Below are 17001 nucleotides of genomic sequence, written 5' to 3' on the forward strand. Positions count from 1 at the left end.
ATGCGCATTTCGACGCCCTTGATGGAACAATTCGGCATCGACGCCATCCTCAGGCAGCAGGCGAAGCTCTCCAAGACCCAATTGCAGCTCTCCACCGGCCAGCGCATTCTGACGCCCTCGGATGATCCCAGCGCCGCGGTACGTGCGCTGGACTTGAAGGAGTCGCTGGAAAACAATCGGCAATTTCAGTCCAACATTCAGGCTGTTCGCTCGAGACTCGAATTTGAGGAATCCACTTTGGCGGGAGCGGACAACGTGTTGCAGCGCGCACGTGAATTGGCTGTCCGAAGCCTCAATGATACGCTCAGCCCGAGTGATCGGCAGGCGATCGGGCAGGAAATGCAGCAGCTGTTGGACGAAATGCTCGGACTGGCGAATACGCGCGACGCCAACGGCGAATATATTTTCGCCGGCTTCCGTTCCGATACCGTCCCGTTCGCATTTGACGGCGGCGGGACGCCGCCGAGCTACGTCTATCAAGGCGACAAGAATCAGCGCCTCTTGCAAATCGCTCCGCAACGACATATGGCCGATGGCGATTCCGGATTTTCCATATTCGAGAATATTCCTTCGAGCTCGGGTGCCAATGCGATCGCGGCCTCAGGCGGTACCCAGAACATACTCAATACCTTGTACTCCCTCACCCGGACTTTGAGCGGACAGTTCACCGCATCCCACGGCGCCGTTATGGGAACGAACGATCTGTCCTCCGGCATTGACTACAGCGGCGGCCCGGCAAAGAATTTCGATCTGGCCATTGATGGCGGTGCGCCGGTCACGGTTTCCGTCGCCGCAGCGAATTATGCTTCAGCGGATGATCTCGTTGCCGCCATAAACGCCGGCATCAACGCCACCGCTTTGAATGGAACCGTGGTCGCCCAACATCGATCAGGCTTTATCGAGTTCGTATCGACAACCACCGGGACTGCCTCATCCGTGGAGATCAGTGACGACACCGATGGAGTCCTGACCGATTTCGGCTTCGCCGGCCCACAGACCGGCACAGGAGCCGACGTTGCTTTCCACGACGCTGCCAGCGCCGCATTGAAGGACATCGATGCCGCCCTCCAGAACATCCTGGATACCCGCGCCAGCGTCGGCGCACGCTTGAATGCGCTGGACGAACAAGAGGATGTTCACGACAAATTCATCATCGACACCCAAGCGAATCTTTCCGAAATAGAGGATCTGGACTACGCAGAAGCAATCAGTCGGTACAACATCCAGTTTGTCGCGCTACAGGCTGCGCAGCAAGCTTATGTTAAAGTACAAGGACTGTCTCTTTTCAATTATCTTTAAGCGGTAAACGCGGCATTCCGTGCCTCTTCCCGGTGCGAGCCCTTCCGGGCGTTATTCGCACGTTCGAATTTATTTTCGGCCGATTTGTCTTTGATTCAGGCATCCCTTTTGCGGTGAAAATGGCATTGTGGTTAGAAACTTCAAGCTTGCCCTGAAGCTGATCGCACGCGATTGGCGTAGCGGCGAATTAACCATCCTGATGGCGGCCCTCCTGATCGCAGTGGCCAGTTCCACCGCGGTCAGCCTGTTGGGCGACAGATTGACCCGTACGATGAGTCTCCAGGCGGCGGAGTTCTTGGCGGCCGATCTCGTTATCGGCGGCCATCAGGAGCCATCGGATGCTTGGCGGCAACAGGCGTCCGCACAGGGGCTGCTAGTCGCCGGTACCACCGAATTTTCCAGCGTTTTGATCGAAAACGACGAACTGCTTCTGGTGGGCGTCAAAGCCGTCGAGGAAGGTTATCCGCTACGCGGCTCGCTTCGCACCACTCTGGGCGATGTCACGGCCGCAGTTGAAACCCACGACATCCCGAAAAGCGGGGAGGCTTGGGTGGAGCAGCGCGTGCTCACAACCTTGGGTTTGAGCTTGGGCGGCGAAATCACAGTGGGTGAAAAACCGCTGCGAATCACTCGCATTCTCACCCATGAACCCGACCGCCGTGGCGATCTCTACAGCCTCTCGCCCCGGGTGCTGATGAATCGAGCCAATGTCGCCGAGACCCGGGTCATTCAACCCGGAAGTCATGTTCATTATTACGAATTGTTTGCCGGGGACGAGCGTGCGCTACGCACATTCAAGCTATGGCTCAAGCCCCAACTGCATCCGGGTCAACGTATTCTCGACGTACACGAGGATCGGCCCGAACTGGGCAATGCCCTGAACCGTGCAGAGCGTTATCTGGGACTGACCAGCATTGCCGTGGTGTTGATTTCGGGCGTTGCCATCGCCATGACTGCGCGCCGCTACACCGAACGGCACTACGACATGACCGCGATGCTCAAGTGCTTGGGTGCTCGCGAGCGGGACGTCCTGTGGATCTACGCCAGCCAGTTTTTGATCGTCGGCCTCGTCGCGAGCTCGTTGGGTTGCGCTTTGGGATACCTGGCTCAGCACGGTGTGATCCAGTTGCTCCGCTCTTTGCTGCCCCATACCTTAGCCGGTCCCGGTTGGCTCGCAGTGATCTTCGGCGCGGCCACGGGACTCCTGATCCTGCTCGGCTTCGCCCTGCCTCCCATACTCAGGCTCAAGCGACTCGCTCCCCTGCGAGTACTGCGCCGCGATCTGGAACCTCTGCCGTCCAGCGCTTGGGTGGTATACGGATTAGCCGCCCTTACTCTGAGCGCGCTTCTTTGGCGCTATACCCGCGATTGGACGATGACCGTCAGCGTATTGGCGATCGCTGGCGCTGCGATAGCGCTGTTCAGCCTGCTCGGCTTATCGATGCTGGGGCTTGGCCGTCTGCTCCTGCCTTACGTGTCGCTGTCATGGCGCTTCGGTCTCCAGCACTTGACCCGTCAGCCGCGACTGGGAGTTAGCCAGATACTCGCTTTCGCCCTAACCCTGGTGGCCATGCAGGTCAGTATTTTGGTGCGTACCGAACTGCTGCAGGAGTGGAAGCGCCAACTGCCCGAGGATACCCCTAATCATTTCGCACTGAATTTATTCGATACCGATTTGGCGCGATTTCGCAACACGCTGAACCAAGAGGGTATCGCCAGCAGCGCTTACTATCCGATCGTGCGCGGCCGTTTGACTGCCGTTAACGGTAAAGACGTCTTCGAAATCGTCCACAAAGACTCGCGCGCTGAAGCATCGATTAATCGCGAACTTAGCCTTACCTGGGCGTCGGAACTGCCGCCCGACAACCGTGTAGTTCGGGGAAAATGGGTCGACGGAAGTGGTCCCCTGAGCGTTTCGGTGGAAACCGAGCTAGCCAAGAGTCTAGATATCGAGCCAGGCGACAAACTCACATTCAATATTGCGGGACAGGAGCTTATCGCTACCGTCATCGGCACCCGCAGCGTCCGCTGGGATACCATGACCCCGAATTTTTTCATGATTTTTTCGCCGGGAAGCCTCGATACGTATCCGCACACTTGGCTCACCAGCTTTTATGTGCCACCAGAGCTTAAGCCAGTACTGGGACAGTTGGCCAAATCGTTCCCGAGCATGACAATCCTGGAAGTGGACGCGCTGCTGAAACAGTTTCAGACCATCTTGCGACAAGTGACGAGCGCCATCGAATATGTCTTGCTATTGGCTTTGGCGGCGGGATTTACCGTGCTGTTCGCCGCGGTCCGAGCGACGCTGGATGAACGTATCTACGAGGATGTGTTGCTTCGGACCATGGGCGCCAGCCGGCGCTTGTTGCGGAATGCCCAATGGGTGGAATTCGCCGCATTGGGATTCTTGGCCGGCATCCTGGCATCGGCCATCAGCGAGGTGATCGCGTGGACATTGTTCAGCCGGGTGTTTGACTTAGCGTATCGTTTCCATTGGGAAACCTGGCTGGCCACCCCTGTTTTAGGTGCGCTGGTGGTTGGGCTGGCAGGCTATCTGAATACACGGTCGGTCGTAAAAAACAGCCCAATGCGCGTGCTGCGAGAACTTTAGAGTACGAGAAAACAAGAAATGGCGATGGGCGAATAATCTGGCGCTCATCGCCATTTCTATCAACTACCCTTGACGTTGACTTTCGATGTCCAGCCGCTCTTCCCTTGGCAGTCTCCGTCCAATACTTTTACTTTAACGAACGGCAACTGACCAACTACCATTTCTTCTTCAACGGTTGCCTTCGTCCCTGCTTTGGTGACGCATACGCTCTGCTCCTGGTCCTCTTCCGCTTCCGAGGTGCTAATTAAACCAGGCATGGTCGTCAAATGCGAACCGCCGCCATTCGGATTATCCAAAGTCACCTGCTGGCCTACGGATACGGTCGTTTTGATCTGTACTTCTTCACCGCCGCCGCTCATTGCGAGAACGAGAACGATCACCAACACTGCGCCGATCGCCGCGTAGAGAGCTTTCGGGTTGCTCTTCAAGGTATCGAGAATGCCTTGCGCGGGCTTACTCGGGTTATTCTCTTCGGACATTACGCTATACCTCCTCTTATAAGTTCTTATCGCCTCCCGAGTTCATGAACGAACACTCTGGAGCAGGCGCAAATTACCATGTTGTCAATATAATGCAAACAGTTAATTTGCTTGCTCCACAGCATCGTAGAAGCGATTTGGAAACACTGCACTTTATCACGCTCCATGGTTATATTTGCGATTTGGGGAGCGACAAATGCGCGCATGTGTAATTGGAGCCAAAATTGCCTCCGGGTGGTCTAATCGTTCGCAAGGAAAACCTGCTCGGTCATGACTTTCCTTATGCGATTTTCTGCCGGGTAGAATAATCCGCGTTGTGTCTATCGAACCCCCAAAATGAATGACTCGAAAAAGTTTCCGTCACAATCCAGCAACAGCGACGTGCAGGCGTTCTTGAAAAAACTTGCGCAAACGCCCAACGTCAAACCGGTTGGACGCAAAGGAAGGCTGATCTTTGCCCTGGACGCGACGGCGAGCCGCGAACCTACTTGGAGGGAGGCGTGTCGTATCCAAGCGGAAATGTTCGATGCGGCGGCGGCTCTAGGCGGCTTGGAAATCCAGCTCTGCTATTACCGCGGAATAGCGGATTTCGAAGCTTTCCCGTGGTTGATTCACGCCGAAGACTTACGGCGGCGCATGGCTGACGTGGAATGCGTCGGGGGATACACCCAGATCGGCAAGGTTCTGGAGCATGCTTTGCAGGAGACACGGAAAAGCAAGGTCGACGCTTTGGTATTCGTTGGCGACTGTATGGAAGAAAATGTCGACTATCTCTGCAAGACAGCCGGAGAGTTGGGCCTTCGGGGCGTCAAAGCGTTTCTGTTTCAGGAAGGATTCGATCCGACCGCCGAACGCGCATTCAAACAGATCGCCAAATTGACTCACGGCGCCCATTGCCGCCTCGACGCCGGAAGTGCACGGCAACTCCGTGAACTGCTCAATGCTGTTGCGGTCTATGCCGCTGGCGGATTGAAGGCTTTGGAAGACTTCGGTCGTGTCCGAGGCGGGCTCGCTCTGCAATTAGCCCACGAAATGAAAAAATCTTGATTCAACTCATTCTGCTTCTTTTTCTCGTCGTTCTTGCCGTGCTCACGGTGCGCCGTTTTCTCGACTCCGCGCCTTCTGAAGCGCTGGCCAACAAGTTTCGACGCGGGCTGATCTGGACCGGAATTCTGGCCCTGTTATTTCTTGCCGCGACCGGACGGCTGGGCTGGTTGATCCCGCTGGTCGGGGCACTGATCGCCGCCGTTCTCCGGCTTGCGCCAATTCTCGTTCAACTCCTGGTTCAATATGCGCCGCTGATACGACGCTGGCGGCAACAACGAGCCGCATCCCAGCGGACGGCTTCGGACGGTCGCCGTAGCAGTTCGTTTGTTGAGTCGCGTTTTTTACGGATGCAACTCGATCATACAACCGGCGAAATCGTGGGCGTAGTACTGACAGGGTTCCATGCCGGCCGTAGCTTGCACGACCTGACCCTGAAACAACTGACCGAGTTATACGGTGACTATGTCCGCGAGGACCCCGAATCCGCATCGCTGCTGAAGGCATATATAGAGCGCGTCCATGGCGTATCCTGGCAAGAGCGCGAAAGCCGAACCGCAGATCAGGACCACGGCAAAATGACGGCGGAAGAAGCTTATCGTGTTCTGGGCATCCCGCCTGGATCTTCTCGTGAAATTGTTATCGACGCTCATCGTCGCCTGATGCAGAGGATTCATCCCGACCGAGGTGGCTCCGACTATCTCGCGGCGAAAATCAATCAGGCCAAAGACGTTCTGCTGGGACGGTAAAATCGTCGAAGTGTACTGGGTGCGCCGAGCACGGCCGTGGCTAGAGTATTTTCTGATTCGGTATAGCGCCCGCGGCAGCGGGTGCTACACGGTTTTCTTCGTCCCGTTCGAGCGCCCCGGTGTCGTGCGAAACGCGCAGGATCAGGGGGCTCGCCGGGAGCGGAATGGGACGAACGACGTTCGCCCGAAGGGCAGCGTCCAGGAAAGGACCTTGTCAATTTGGACCGCCGAAGGCGGGTCCGCAGGATAAAACCCAGGGGCTTGCCTTGGCGCTCCCAAGGCAAGCGGGTATCCAGGGAGCGACACCCTGGACTTGGGGGCAAAGCGGGAAGCAACATCCCACAAGGATTTTGCAAAAGGAACCCGCGTGCGGGGCGGCTCCCCGCCCTAAAACAAGCACCGCGTTCAGCGGCACCTTGGTAGGATTTTCACGCACTAAATCCGCTATGTGGAAGCGAAAAATGCTCTAGCTTGACACGGAAATGGCTTAGCAAGCCATCGAGCAAAAACTGGGAATGTCGGCATTTTTCGTCTCTATAAATCATCCCCGAACCTCTCGATCCCCTTTTCTGTCTGTAAGCGCGTGCGTTTGAGCGCGCGCCCGCGTGGTCGCGCGAATTCGGCATCATAAAAAAATCCCACCATTTAAAAATTGCTATCTGAGTCACAAAAAAGCTGCTAAAGAAAAAAAATAATAAGCCGATAAGAAAGATAACCGTCAAAAACCCGTCGCACGGTAACTCCGCTCGGTCGCCAAACGCCATTTTTCCGATGCGCCCAGTGACCCGATGCGAAGCAAAAAATGGATGATCCGCAGATTTAAAGCAGTACGGAGCTCGCAGAGCATATTGGCACGATAAATGGTTTGACACAGAGCTGTTGGCTCCGATTAACAAAGTATTGATGACGGAAGTTCTGGTTTATCAAATAGGCTATCGATAATAAATCAATTGTGTGGGGGGCATGGGTATGTCTGAACAAATCGTAGAAGAATTAAAAACCTTTGGAGAGGCAGGCTTATACGATGATGCGGCCACCTTCGTCGAAGATTTCGAAGCGAACGAAGATCTTGAAGAAGATTCGCCGATCTGGAACGACGCAGAGCTGGGTACTGTCGATTCGGAATACCAATATGACGCCACCCGCCTATATCTAAAGGAATTGGGAAGTTCTCAGCTGCTGACCGCAGATGAAGAAAAGCACTACGGCCGTTTAGCGCAAAAAGGTGACCAGGCGGCGCGCAAGAAAATGATAGAAAGCAATTTGCGCTTGGTTGTAAAAATTTCCCGTCGTTATTTGAATCGCGGACTGCCACTTCTGGATCTAATCGAAGAGGGAAATCTCGGACTGATAAGAGCCGTTGAGAAGTTTGAGGCCGATCGCGGATTTCGGTTTTCGACTTACGCCACATGGTGGATTCGGCAGACGATTGAACGTGCCTTGATGAATCAGACGCGCACGATTCGTCTACCGATTCACGTCGTAAAAGAAATGAATGTCTACCTAAAAGCGTATCGTCATTTGGCCATTACAATGCATCATGATCCAAGTGCCGAAGATGTCGCAAAATATCTGAACAAACCGATAAAAACGGTCGAAAAAATGCTCAAACTCAACGAGCGCGTTGTATCGATCGATGTTCCTTTTAAGAAAGATTCTGAAAAGTCCTTGGTGGAATGCATTTCCGAGGAGGATAAACTCCCCCTTCCGGAAACTCTTCAGAACGAGCTAATTTCCAATAATCTTTCCGAATGGCTGGATCAACTCACGGACAAGCAGCGGGAAGTCATTTCCCGCCGATACGGTCTGCGCGGCTATGATCATTCCACTCTCGAAGAAGTCGCGACCGTGATGGGCGTTACCCGGGAACGAGTACGTCAAATTCAGATGGAAGCTCTAAATCGCCTTCGCGACATATTGGAAACCGACGGCTTTACCGCGGATACAATCTTTCATTAACGTCAGTTTAGCTTTAAGACGCCGTGGGCTATCCAGATGTCCTTTGAAGTGTCGGGAAACCAAGGCACTGCATATCTATTAACGATATTCTCGATACGGACGATCTAAATCCGTCCGGATCGAGAATAGCCGATAGCCCGCCAACTCACGATCTGCCGCCGCACTTCGGATATCAAAAGCTCTCAAGTGGCGAGTATCTCGCCCTAAGAGCACCTTTTGCTCAATACACTCTCCAATTTTAAGTTTATTCGTGCAACTTCCGTTCGTGGTCGCTCGCTGACCGATCGCTCAGCCGGAACGTCCCATTTCATGGACCCTTGACGTGAACTTCGCGAAGCCAGGAACGTTCTGGTTAAGAACGCCTAAGTTGTACTAAAAAGCCGGTCATGTTGGTTGCCCTCAAGCTAGCGTTATGGCTGAGGCGGGCTTAAGAACGAAGATGCCGATGTTCGTTAGACTTGATGATGCGGGTCACTCGCCGGAAAATTCGGTAAAATCAACACCTGTCAGAGCCTCCCTATCCCACTCTGAAGATCATCGGAAAAGCCAATGTCCTTCGAAAAAGTCTACGAAGTGCCGCCGGAAGTAGCTGCCGAAGCGCAAATTACCGAAGCGCTTTATCAGGAGATGTATGAACACTCCATCACGGATTCGGACAAATTTTGGGCTGAACAAGCGGAACGTTTTGTCGACTGGTTCAAGCCGTGGGACAAGGTTCAGGATTGCGACTTCGGTACCGCCCGTATTCGATGGTTCGAAGGAGGCAAACTGAACGTCAGCTATAACTGCCTCGATCGCCACTTAGTCGAAAAGGGTGACGAAGTCGCAATCATCTGGGAAGGAGACAATTCGAATATCGACAAGAAGCTCACCTACCGCGAGCTGCACGAACAAGTCTGCCGGTTTGCTAATGTTCTGAAAAAGCATGGCGTTCAAAAAGGTGACCGGGTTTGCATCTATCTTCCAATGATCCCCGAAGCGGCAGTGGTAATGCTGGCCTGCACTCGGATCGGGGCCGTCCACTCCATCGTGTTCGCAGGCTTCTCCGCCGACGCATTACGGGATCGCATTCTCGATGCCGACTGTCGGTATGTCATCTGTGCGGATGAAGGAAGACGGGGTGGACGAATAGTACCGCTGAAGGCCAATGTGGACACCGCACTGCGGGCTTGTCCAAATGTGACAACGGTTTTTGTCGTTCGGAATACCGGCGGGAGTATCGATTGGGACAGTCATAATGTGTGGTATCACGAGGCGGTGTCGGAGGCTTCTCCCGATTGCCCGCCCGAATCCATGGATGCGGAAGACCCGTTGTTTATTCTCTACACCTCCGGATCTACCGGAAAACCGAAGGGGGTACTTCACACGACCGGGGGTTATTTGGTCTATGCGGCAATGACTTACCGATATGTGTTCGATTACCGTCCGGGCGAAATCTATTGGTGCACCGCGGATGTCGGTTGGATTACCGGCCATTCGTATACCGTTTACGGCCCTCTGTGTAACGGCGCAACCACGCTTATATTCGAAGGCGTTCCGACCTACCCGGCTCCCGACCGCTTCTGGCGTGTGGTTGAAAAGCATCGTGTCAATATTTTTTATACCGCTCCCACCGCCATCCGCGCCTTGATGGCCCTGGGGGAAGATTGGCTTGATAGCACCCGCCGGGACAGCTTGCGCGTTCTGGGCTCTGTCGGCGAACCCATCAATCCAGAGGCATGGGAATGGTATTATCACCAGGTAGGCCGCGGCCGCTGCCCTATAGTCGATACGTGGTGGCAGACGGAGACCGGTGGAATACTCATTACTCCCTTGATCGGCGCCACGCCGCTCAAACCGGGCTCCGCGACGCGTCCGTTTTTCGGCATCGTACCGGCCATTGTCGACAGCCAGGGTAGCGTATTGGAAGGAGCGTGCGAGGGGGTACTGACGATTACCCGCTCTTGGCCGGGCCAGGCTCGCTCGGTATTCGGCAGTCACCAACGCTTTTTTGATACTTATTTTTCAACTTATCCTGGCAAGTACTTTACCGGTGACGGTGCCAAACGCGATGCCGATGGATATTACTGGATCACCGGGCGCGTCGATGATGTGCTGAACGTGTCGGGCCATCGCATGGGCACCGCAGAAATCGAGAGCGCTTTGGTCCTGCATGACCATGTGGCGGAAGCCGCCGTTGTGGGTTATCCGCACGATATCAAAGGACAGGGAATCTACGCTTATGTCACTTTGGTAGCCGGCGTCTCGCCGAGCCCAGAGCTTGAAGAGGAGCTAGTGCAGCTGGTCCGCAAGGAAATCGGTCCGATTGCCACACCCGATATCATTCAATGGGCTCCGACACTACCGAAAACGCGATCCGGCAAGATCATGCGCCGCATACTTCGGAAAATCGCGGCCAACGATATCCGCAATCTCGGCGATATCTCCACCTTGGCAGATCCTACCGTGGTCGACGATATCATTCGAAATCGAGCCAACCGAGGCTAAGAACATTTCACATCATCGGAGACAATAATGAAACTCATCACCGCGATCATTAAACCGTTCAAATTGGACGATGTTCGGGAAGCATTGTCCGAAATTGGAATCAGCGGGATTACGGTAACGGAAGTAAAAGGTTTCGGGCGTCAAAAAGGACACACGGAACTTTATCGCGGCGCCGAATACGTGGTTGATTTCTTGCCCAAAGTAAAAGTCGAAGTGGCGGTAACCGATAGCATGGTCGATCAGGCTGTCGATTCCATCATCAAAGCCGCCAACACGGGCAAAATTGGCGACGGCAAAATATTTGTAACCAACCTCGAGCAGGCTATCCGGATTCGGACCGGTGAAACCGGCGAGCAAGCGATTTGATTCTGTCCTTTGGGGCGGGCTCTCGGCCCGTCCTATTAATCACTTTGCAAATCTAGACACTTTCCGCTGTTGGCTGATGCTCCCGGCATATTTTTTCCGCGTCGGCCTCCGTTAGCCACTCCATGGTCAGTCCGCACCGGCGCCTTCCGTCTTCCTGGGTCAAGTGATACCTGCAAGTTTTGCAGGAGCCGAACGTTTTCAGCTTGTTCGCCGTTTGCAACTCCCTCAAAACCTGATTCAGAGTTGCTGTAATCTCATTCCGGGAGGTCTCAGACAGCCCATCCACTGCGGATTTCAGGATATTAGGCGGAATTGCATCCGAAACCACGCGAGCGCCGTCAACAGTCAGATTGAGATGAACCACACGACGATCATTGAGGTCGGCCTGCTTTTCGATAAAGCCACTAGATTCTAAGACCCCCAAGGTTTGCGATACCGTTCCCTTGGTTAGGCCCAAGTAATCGGCCACCGCAACTGGCGTGTTGCTGTATCGGTTGCACCGGCTCAGATAATGGAGCGCTTCCAACTGCACCGGTTGCAATCCTTTCGCAACCCCCGTCTTTCGGACGTCTGTCCGAATGAGGTTGGCGATACGTTCCAAGTAATCGTAAATCGATTCAGTATTCATACATCTAATAGTATCGGATCAATATCATATTGACAAAATCTTTAAAGTTCCGCTAGAGTTAGTATCGACACAATACCTATTGACATCATGTAGAACCGACAATTCCTTTGGTCGTGGAATGCGAAACCTCCGTGTCTCACTGTTCTGATAGCAGGCGCACTCCGTTTTTTCAAGATTTGTCCATGTCGATATGGAAATTCTGTATGAACATCGACGATTGTCGGCTTAATCACCCGCCTCGGTGCACTGTTCGCAAGTACTGCCGCATCCGGGGTTTAAGATCCAAAACCTAAGCGTGCACATGTCCGGCTTCACAAAGCCATTGCCGAGCTCAAAATCGACGAGCGCACGCATTCCCTCGTTGGATATCGCGCGGCACCACGTTATCGCCACAGTCTCCCGTGCGCAAACGACTCCTTTATCCATCCTCAACATCGACGAGAGAAGATATGAGCCAAATCCATGTTTTTGATACCTACGCGCGTAGCGCAAGCGGAAAAATCATGCACTTCGATGTGATACTTCCGGAAAACGATCCAACAAAAGCCCTGCAATGTGCCCGCGACTGGCTACGGTCCGTCGGTGAGGAAGATGCCGTCGTGAACTCCGAAAGTTGTGCCTATTGCCATAGCGAACCGCATGCGCCGGCGGAAATGCAGAAAGACATCGAAACCCAAGGCTATGCAATTTTTAAACTAGAAGGCTGTCCCCGATAACCACCATCCGATATGGGGTGGCTGAATTCGTTCCTTACCGGTATCTCGGATACGTAGACTGTTCCTTAAGGTAGCCGCCCGCGCGCCGCTTGTTTTTACAATCCGAATCGCGGTCTTTATGACGTAAGTCTTTGTGCATTCACGCGCGGGCGGAGTTCGATTTCAGCGGTATTTCCCCTAAGAAACAATCTTTTCGGATGTCAGGTGCTCTATGGTGCCATCCCCGAGATTGTTCCGTCTTAACTGTGTAGTCAGGAGGATGCCGCTTAATTGCCCTCGTCCTGATCCCCTCCAGCTACAGCCACCGCCTTGCCCATACAAGTCATGACATGGTCGGTAATGCTCAACGCAGCATGCCGGGCTTCTTTAACCGAACCAAATAATTGCTCGTAATCCTTAACGGCTTTCTCCGCATCAGCCGGTGATTTTGCATTCGCGAAATGCGTATATGCTTGAAAAAATTGTTCACGACGAGGATCACCCGCGAAACCCGGCAATCCGTTACTGATTTCCCCAACTACGCAATCCGCGATAGTCTCGGGATCGAGCTTATAATCTTTCAAATCGGAATCGTCTTTGAATTTAGCGACGAGCGCCTCTTTTAGAGTGGTTTTCTCCTTGCTCGTGCAACCGGCCAGCAAAAAAACGGCCAAAAACGCAATCATCAATTTTTTCATAATCAAACCTAACGAATGGTTGTCTCTAACCAAAGCAAAAAAGACATTTATTATGAGCACGAACGGCGCCGGTTGCCAGACAATTTAAGGATTCAGCCCGACTGCCGACACTACGTACACATGGCTTCCGGCGGCAGAGTTCACTAGGTTGCACCGATTCCCAACGATGACTGATGCCTATGGAAACCGACACACTTCGGACCATCGAACGCGCCGTAACACAAGGGATTGAAACCTATTTGGTCGCACGAAAAGCTAAAGTTCCCGAATTCGTCGAGCAATATTTCTCTTTCACGGGCGCCTTGGCGCTCCACAAAAAAACCTTCGGCAAGGACTTCTACAAACATCCGCTGAACATGCTATGGGGTTTGCCCAGCTTCATCATTCATGGCACGGCGGCTCTGTTTCGAAAAACCGGGGGTCACAGGATAAGCCGGATTCTCGACAAGATGCCGACCGGCATACCGACCGCCTTACAAGCGGAATTGCAGTGGCTGATCTATACCGAACTGCTGGAACTGCCGTATGTTCAGGGGAAACGGACATCCCGCCGGGATGCCCTTATGGAAACCATTCTGTGCAATCCCGAGATTTCCGAGCTGTGCGAGCAATTTCTTGGACAAATCCGAAGCAAGGCGGATCACCCCGAATTTCGCCGGAAGCTGGAAAGCAATCTGGCTGAATACGGCAAAACCCGCATCGCCGTCACCGAACTCGCCGGCAGCCTGGTTTCGCTCGCCACCAGCTACGCCGCTTTTAACAAAGCCCTACCCGGTGCGTTCTCGACCGGCATGGCCGCAGCCTCCGCCATCGCCCAGCACACGGCCATCGCCAATTTCTTGCTGGGTCCCACGATCGGAGCCTGGTATTACGGCCTCTTTCCTGCGTCCGCGTCGACCGGACTGATTATCGCCGCCACTGGCACGACGATGGCCGCCGTCAGTGCGATTGCGGCGTTATCCTGGGTCGTCGTCGATCCCCTGCTGGCCAAAACGGGCATACACGAACGGCGTCTCAATCAGTTTATCGACGCGATAGGCGACGAACTTCGCGGAAAAGAGCATCGGAATTATCGAGTCCGGGATCACTATGTCGCCCGCGTTTTCGATCTTCTCGATATTTTGCGGGTGGCCGCTAAAACGCTAAGCTAATCGGCTTTTCAAACCCCCATTCGGATCACTGATAACAATAACACTATGAATCGCCCGATCTCCGCGCTGTCCGATCTCGCCCGAAAACCTTTACCCGCCTTTCCCGGCTGGTGGACCGCCCTAGGCCCCGGAATCGTATGGATGGCATTGGCACAAGGCAGCGGCGAACTGATCTGGTGGCCCTATCTGATCGCGAAATACGGTTTGACATTCCTATTCCTCTTGATTCCGGCCTGCTTGCTCCAGTACCCGATCAACGTCGAAATCGGCCGCTACACGCTATTGACCGGCGAGAGCATTTTTCACGGGTTCATCCGGCTCAACCGCGTTTTCGGCATTCTTCTGTGGATATTGATGTCGGTCTCGTTCCTCTGGTTCGGAGCCTTCGCCTCGGCGGGCGGTACGGCTTTGGCGGCCTTGACCCACCTTCCCGAAGGCTGGGACGCCCGTAGCCAATCGCTGTTTTGGGGATATTGCTCGATCGGCGTGTTCTTGGCCGCCATCGTGTTCAGCAAAGTCGTATACGTCTTGGTCGAGCGATTCATGAAAATAGTGGCCGTCACCACCGTGGCCGGCCTGCTCTGGGCTTGTCTCCAGACCGAGGTCATCGCGGCGGTACCGGGCTTTCTTCGGGGTCTATTGGGCCCTACGGCTCCGTTGCCTCGTCCTTGGGAACCGCAGGACGCCACTAAGTTGCTTACCGCCATCGCGTTCGCCGGATTGGGCGGCTTTTGGATCTTGTTCTATTCGTACTGGCTGCGTGACAAAGGCGTCGGGATGGCGGTGCACATGGGCAAAATCACGGGGCCCGTTGCCGGCAAGCCCGAGGTCATCACCAGCGACGGCTTTCTTCCGGATGCGTTGCCTGAAAACGAGGATCGCTGGCGGAAATGGCAGCAATTCCTTCGCGCCGACGTTCTGATCGGGATCGTCGGCAATCTGTTGACGACACTCATGACCTGTCTTCTGGCTTATGCGCTCCTGTTTCCCAAAGGCCTGTTACCTCAGGAGTACGAACTTGCGGTGGTGCAAAGCCGCTTTTTCGAGGTCGGCTGGGGCGAAATCGGGCGGCTGTTGTTCCTCGCGGTAGCCGCGGCCTTTCTGACCGATACTTGGCTGGCGACGGCGGATGCCGTCAGCCGGATGCAGGCCGACATCGTCCATGTACTCTTTCCGAAAAGCCGGCGAATCGCTCTACGTACCTGGTATTACATCTTTCTGACGCTACTGACGCTGATCACGTCGTTGACCATGCTGCTCGATACGCCGGGCACGTTGATCCTGACCAGCGCCGTCATCGGTTTTGCGGGAACCGTCATGTTCCCCGTGGCTTTGTATCTGCTCAATTTTCGCCGCCTTGCGCCGCAGCTGCCGATATGGGCCAGACCGCCGGATACCGGACGCTGGCTCCTGGGATTGAGCTTTCTGGTCTATCTCGGACTCGCACTGGCCTATGGCTGGTCCATGTTTGCCGGCTAAATGAACAACGCCATGAAATCGACCATAGTTGCAAACAGGCTTCGAAGCGGTGAATGGCCTTTACTGGCGTACCTCCATGAGCTCGAAAACCGCTTTGCCGAAATCGAGCCGAACGTCCTGGCTTTCGTGCCCGAGGAGCATCGCTGGACACGGCTCTATCGGGAGGCCGACGATTTGCTGCACCGTTATCCGAAGCCCGAGAATCGGCCGTCTTTGTTCGGCACGCCGATAGGCATCAAGGATATCTTTCACATCGACGGATTTGAAACGCGCGCAGGCAGTCGCTTGCCGCCCGAAGAACTTAGCGGTGCGGAAGCCAGCACCGTGACGCGCCTGAAAGATGCCGGCGCTCTCATTATCGGAAAGACCGTCACCGCTGAATTCGCCTATATTGCCCCCGGTCCGACACGCAATCCCTGCAATCCCGAGCACACGCCGGGTGGATCGAGCAGCGGCTCCGCGGCGGCCGTAGCCGCCGGCCTCTGCCTATTGGCGCTAGGCACGCAGACCATCGGATCTATCAATCGGCCCGCCGCTTTCTGCGGCGTCTGCGGATTCAAGCCCAGCTACGGAAGAGTTCCCGTGGACGGCGTAATTCCCCTGGCGCCGAGCGTGGACCATGTCGGCTGGTTCGCTTCCGATGTCGATGGAATCGAATTGGCTGCACAGGCGCTGGTTCCGGACTGGAAATCATCCCTAACCCATGGTCGTCCGAGGTTTGGAATTCCGGACGGCCCTTACCTCGATCATGTCACGCCGGACGCTAGACTCGGTTTTCAAGAGACCTGCGAGACGCTTAGAGCCAACGGGTATGTTCTCATCGAAGTATCGGCATTTCCCGATTTCGAGGAACTCTATCGTTCGCATCATCTGCTCGTTGCTGCCGAAGCTGCGCAGGTACACGAAAATTGGTACCGAAAGTACAAACCGCTTTACCGTCCGGAAACCGCAGAGCTCATCGAGCGCGGCCTCAAGGCTTCGGCATCGGACCTTGAGATCGCCAGAGCGGTCCGACTACGTCAGGGAGCACACCTCGCAGCGCTGATGCAACAACATGGCATCGATGCTTGGATTTCCCCTTCCGCGACCGGACCGGCCCCTCATGGGCTGAACAGCACCGGCGACTCGGTGATGCAGTTGCCCTGGACTCAAGCAGGCGTTCCTCTCCTCAGTATTCCGACCGGCGTCATCCGCGGTTTACCGGTCGGAATACAAATCGCTGGATCGTGGGGAAACGACGAAACACTAGTCCGATCGGCGCAGGGCATCGAATCGCTATTCGCCTCCCGCCGAACGAGATAATCGTCCTAAGGCGCGCTTTTCCGAAGATCAAAGCTACCCGGTGGTGGTATC

The 17001-nt window shown here is 54.6% G+C and carries 14 protein-coding genes; 11 read left to right on the forward strand and 3 right to left on the reverse strand.

The window, feature by feature from the left end; all coding sequences use genetic code 11:
* Together flgL and JOD69_RS13915 are read left to right on the forward strand one after the other, a co-directional pair.
* Complete coding sequence (flgL, locus tag JOD69_RS13910) at positions 1-1299, forward strand: flagellar hook-associated protein FlgL (protein WP_086134384.1); 1299 nt, start codon at positions 1-3, stop codon at positions 1297-1299.
* Positions 1300-1426: 127 nt separating this feature from the next.
* Positions 1427-3913, forward strand: a complete 2487-nt coding sequence (locus tag JOD69_RS13915; protein ID WP_240502522.1) for an FtsX-like permease family protein — start codon at positions 1427-1429, stop codon at positions 3911-3913.
* 59 nt (positions 3914-3972) lie between these two features.
* Here JOD69_RS13915 and JOD69_RS13920 read toward each other — a convergent pair whose 3' ends face one another.
* On the reverse strand, positions 3973-4392 hold the full coding sequence (locus tag JOD69_RS13920) for a hypothetical protein (protein ID WP_077730455.1): 420 nt from the start codon (positions 4390-4392) through the stop codon (positions 3973-3975).
* 336 nt (positions 4393-4728) lie between these two features.
* On the opposite strand from JOD69_RS13920, the gene JOD69_RS13925 reads away from it, so the two are divergent.
* The 5 genes from JOD69_RS13925 to glnK all read left to right on the forward strand — a co-directional run bounded on the left by JOD69_RS13925 (position 4729) and on the right by glnK (position 10997).
* Positions 4729-5439 (forward strand): hypothetical protein, encoded by a 711-nt coding sequence (locus JOD69_RS13925; protein ID WP_086134385.1) that lies wholly within the window; start codon positions 4729-4731, stop codon positions 5437-5439.
* Complete coding sequence (locus JOD69_RS13930; RefSeq protein ID WP_086134386.1) at positions 5436-6185, forward strand: hypothetical protein; 750 nt, start codon at positions 5436-5438, stop codon at positions 6183-6185. The genes JOD69_RS13925 and JOD69_RS13930 overlap by 4 nt, the downstream gene beginning before the upstream one ends.
* Before the next feature lie 969 nt (positions 6186-7154).
* Positions 7155-8144: an RNA polymerase sigma factor RpoS gene (gene rpoS / locus JOD69_RS13935; protein WP_077730452.1), complete on the forward strand. Its 990-nt coding sequence runs from the start codon at positions 7155-7157 to the stop codon at positions 8142-8144.
* Between the two features lie 549 nt (positions 8145-8693).
* Complete coding sequence (gene acs, locus JOD69_RS13940; RefSeq protein WP_077730451.1) at positions 8694-10631, forward strand: acetate--CoA ligase; 1938 nt, start codon at positions 8694-8696, stop codon at positions 10629-10631.
* 27 nt (positions 10632-10658) lie between these two features.
* The gene (glnK, locus tag JOD69_RS13945) at positions 10659-10997 is read left to right on the forward strand and encodes a P-II family nitrogen regulator (protein ID WP_077730450.1); all 339 of its coding nucleotides are present in this window, start codon (positions 10659-10661) and stop codon (positions 10995-10997) included.
* 52 nt (positions 10998-11049) lie between these two features.
* Here glnK and JOD69_RS13950 read toward each other — a convergent pair whose 3' ends face one another.
* Positions 11050-11625 (reverse strand): MarR family winged helix-turn-helix transcriptional regulator, encoded by a 576-nt coding sequence (locus JOD69_RS13950; protein WP_077730449.1) that lies wholly within the window; start codon positions 11623-11625, stop codon positions 11050-11052.
* A 449-nt stretch (positions 11626-12074) separates the two neighbouring features.
* On the opposite strand from JOD69_RS13950, the gene JOD69_RS13955 reads away from it, so the two are divergent.
* The gene (locus tag JOD69_RS13955; protein WP_077730447.1) at positions 12075-12341 is read left to right on the forward strand and encodes a DUF2024 family protein; all 267 of its coding nucleotides are present in this window, start codon (positions 12075-12077) and stop codon (positions 12339-12341) included.
* Between the two features lie 266 nt (positions 12342-12607).
* On the opposite strand, the gene JOD69_RS13960 is transcribed toward JOD69_RS13955, so the two are convergent.
* Positions 12608-13018: a hypothetical protein gene (locus tag JOD69_RS13960; protein WP_077730446.1), complete on the reverse strand. Its 411-nt coding sequence runs from the start codon at positions 13016-13018 to the stop codon at positions 12608-12610.
* 179 nt (positions 13019-13197) lie between these two features.
* Here JOD69_RS13960 and JOD69_RS13965 point away from each other — a divergent pair, with 179 nt between their 5' ends.
* From JOD69_RS13965 to JOD69_RS13975, 3 genes are read left to right on the forward strand one after another with little or no spacing between them, the layout of a single operon-like run.
* Positions 13198-14169, forward strand: coding sequence for a DUF6635 family protein (locus JOD69_RS13965; protein WP_240502521.1), 972 nt, complete (start codon positions 13198-13200; stop codon positions 14167-14169).
* 45 nt (positions 14170-14214) lie between these two features.
* The gene (locus tag JOD69_RS13970; protein WP_168183833.1) at positions 14215-15648 is read left to right on the forward strand and encodes an Nramp family divalent metal transporter; all 1434 of its coding nucleotides are present in this window, start codon (positions 14215-14217) and stop codon (positions 15646-15648) included.
* Between the two features lie 12 nt (positions 15649-15660).
* Positions 15661-16950: an amidase gene (locus JOD69_RS13975; RefSeq protein WP_205781083.1), complete on the forward strand. Its 1290-nt coding sequence runs from the start codon at positions 15661-15663 to the stop codon at positions 16948-16950.
* The last annotated feature ends 51 nt before the right edge of the window (positions 16951-17001 follow it).

It is taken from the genome of Methylocaldum sp. RMAD-M, assembly GCF_017832375.1.
Classification (GTDB): Bacteria; Pseudomonadota; Gammaproteobacteria; order Methylococcales; family Methylococcaceae; genus Methylocaldum.